The sequence below is a fragment of the Psychrobacter sp. M9-54-1 genome, from assembly GCF_016613355.1.
In the GTDB taxonomy this organism is placed as follows: domain Bacteria; phylum Pseudomonadota; class Gammaproteobacteria; order Pseudomonadales; family Moraxellaceae; genus Psychrobacter; species Psychrobacter faecalis.
In genome coordinates, this window is record NZ_JADGFW010000057.1 from 1 (window position 1) to 3,081 (window position 3,081).

2 protein-coding genes are annotated in these 3,081 nt (G+C 42.8%); both read right to left on the reverse strand.

Annotation, left to right across the window (positions count from 1 at the left end):
- Positions 1-94: 94 nt before the first annotated feature.
- The gene (locus IQ457_RS13430; RefSeq protein WP_200663880.1) at positions 95-1,426 is read right to left on the reverse strand and encodes a valine--pyruvate transaminase; all 1,332 of its coding nucleotides are present in this window, start codon (positions 1,424-1,426) and stop codon (positions 95-97) included.
- Between the two features lie 381 nt (positions 1,427-1,807).
- Positions 1,808-2,895, reverse strand: a protein-coding gene (locus tag IQ457_RS13435) for an IS3 family transposase (RefSeq protein ID WP_200663881.1) whose coding sequence is annotated in 2 segments (ribosomal slippage) — positions 1,808-2,643 and positions 2,643-2,895 — 1,089 coding nt in all. Because the reading frame shifts where the segments join, the coding sequence is not laid out codon by codon here.
- Positions 2,896-3,081: the final 186 nt, after the last annotated feature.

The window sequence follows — 3,081 nt, forward strand, 5'->3', positions numbered from 1 at the left end:
TTATTTCCTCAGCATACTTTCTGATACACCACCAAAAAACGGACTATTTATAAGTCAGTTTTTTTTATGATTCAATATTTTTATAATAAAAGATTTAGTCTTTCTGACTATTAGCCTTATCATAAAGCTCACGCACGACTTCACCAATGACTTTAATACCATCAACCAGCGTTTGCTCATCAGCCGCGATACTCATGCGAATACATTCATGGGCATGTTCATAATTACTCACATCAACACCCGGGAAGAAATACTCACTCGGTACGATAATCGTGCCTTTGTCTTTGAGAATCTCATACAGCTCAGTGGTGCTAATCGGCAAGTCTTTAAACCATAACCATAAAAATATCGCGCCCTCCGGCTTATGAATCATTAGCGGATAATCACCCAGCGCTTCTTTTAACAGCTTGACCGCCAATGTCGCTTGCTGTTGATAAAAGGGTTTAATCTCATTATCCGCCAACTGCTTGATACGGTCATCGTTCACTAATGGTGTCGCAATCGCTGCCCCAAAACGTGTCGGTGCCAGATTGACCACTGCATTCATAGCGCTGACCGCTTCGATGACTTTCGTATCGGCAACGATAATGCCGGTACGCATACCGGGCAAGCCAATTTTAGACAGGCTAAAGCACAAAATCGTATTATTATCCCAGTTCAAATGCGCGTTAGAGTAGATGATATTCGGGAAGGGCATACCGTAGGCGTTATCGATAATCAGCGGTATCTCATAACGTTTGGCAAGCTCGGATAAATGCGCCATTTCCTCATCGGTCAACACATTGCCCGTTGGATTGGTCGGACGCGAACAACAAATCGCACCAATACGACCTTCCTTCAATGCTGACAAGTTTTCTAACGCGTCAAAATCTACCCGATATTTAAAGAAACCTTCCTCGCCATCATGCGTCACTTCATCGATATGCGGTAATACCGCGGCGAAATGCTGACCTTCGACATGCACATCGCTATAGCCAATGTATTCAGGGGTTAATGGCAGTAAAATAGATTTATCTACCGATTGATTTTCGCCATTATTAAATGCGCCACCAAATAAATTAAACAAGTAGAAAAAAGCATTCTGTGAGCCATTGGTTAAAGCGATATTTTCTGCGCTCAAATTCCAATCATAATGACGATTAAAGAAGCCGACTAGTGCATGGATAAAGGCTGCGTCACCTTGTGGATTGGAGTAATTTGCCATGCTGATAATCGCGCTACTATTGGCCTCATCAGCATCGTTATCATTACCGAGCGCCTTATAAGTCTCTAAAAACAGCTCATTAACCGCATCAATTTTGGCAGGGTTGCCGCCACCCAGCATGTTGATAGGCTGATCGCTTTTTAGCGCGTCGCCCAAATCATCCATGAGTTGTGAGATACCAGTTGGCTGAGTAAATTTTTGACCGAACTTTGAGAATTTCATAAGGTTACCATGCTGTTTTGGAGGGTTTTATAAGTGGTTATTTAATCGATAAAGTTGGGCTAGTATAGCAAATGGTTGCGATAAAATAAGCAAAGCGCGAGGCAGATATTGGTTTATATGCTGACAAGATTTGTGAAGCAAAAAATGCCCTCTAGGTGAGTAAAAAGCATTTAGGTTAAGTTGAGTACGTACGGCAACAGGTGACGTATTAGATATACATATTCTTGCTTGCCAGCACCAACATGTTCATAATAAAAAATATGAAGTTATTTTTAAAACACTTAGAAAAGTTTAATACTTAGAATTATAAGTACAGGAATTTACTTTGTTATTAGGGAAATACGGTAACCCTCCCAAACTTAAGACACCTAATAAATAGAATTAAGCTGCCTGATTGAGTTTCTGTATCGGTGTAAAACCGCCATTGCCCATGTTTGGGCGCTTATGATTATAATGGTATAACCAGTTTTCTGCTTGTGCGCGTACCTGCTCTAGATTATCAAACAGCTCCTGATTTAACCAATCATATCTCATGGTTCTGTTAAAGCGCTCTACATACGCATTTTGCTGTGGATTGCCAGGTTCAATATAGCTTAAGATGATGCCTTGCTGCTCAGCCCAGTCTTTGAGCGCATTGCTGATGTATTCAGGGCCGTTATCGCATCTTATCTGCACAGGTTTGCCTCGGTACTCAATAAGCTGATTAAGACTGCGTATGACCCTCCCGGCCGGTAGCGAGAAGTTGACTTCAACGGTGAGTGCCTCACGGTTGTAATCATCAATGACATTGAACAGTCTAAAGCCGCGGCCATCAGTTAAGCCGTCGTGCATAAAGTCCATGCTCCAGCTTTGGTTAATCCTATCAGGTACTGCTAATGGTATTGGTTTAGCACGTTTAATGCGACGCTTAGGCTTGATTCTAAGGTTGAGTTCAAGCTCGCAGTAGATGCGATATACCCGCTTATGGTTGTACGGCAGTCCTAGCACATTACGCAAGGTTAAAAAGCACAAGCCAAAGCCCCAGTTCTTGTTCTCATCAGTCAGTTTGATAAGTAAGTCCGCTATTTGCTGGTTCTCATCTGTTACCACCGACTTGTGATAATAACAGGTGACGCTGATATTAAAGATCGAGCAAGCCCTGCGAATACTGATGCCATGCTCTTTAATATAGTGACAAGCCATCTCTTTGCGCCTGAGGGGCGCTACCACTTTTTTGACATGGCATCCTGTAGGATGTCGGACTTAAGACATTCATCAGCGTACATCTTTTTAAGGCGGGCATTCTCAACTTCAAGTTCTTTTAAGCGCGCAATCAAAGAGGCATCCATGCCGCCATACTTTGAGCGCCAGTTATAAAAGGTGCTTTGGCTGATGTTATGCTCACGGCATAGCTCGGTGATAGGGACGCCTTGTTCGGCTTGTTTTAGGATGTTGACGATTTGGTTGTCGCTAAAGCGTGTCTTTTTCATAGGATTCTCCTGCTGGTGTATTTTAGCAGTTAATCTCTATTTGTAAGTGTTCTTATTTATTGGGGGGATTACCGTTTATGACCACGAGTCAGGTGTACTGGCAGCTCAGCTGCTTGAGCGTACTTTAATCAGTGAGAATGCATTGCACACTGGGGTGGTGCTACACTCAGACAATGGGGCACCGAT

What these genes read in the sequence shown, in the direction of transcription:
- IQ457_RS13430 (WP_200663880.1), bottom strand. Translation starts at nt 1,426, where the DNA reads ATGAAATTCTCAAAGTTCGGTCAAAAATTTACTCAGCCAACTGGTATC.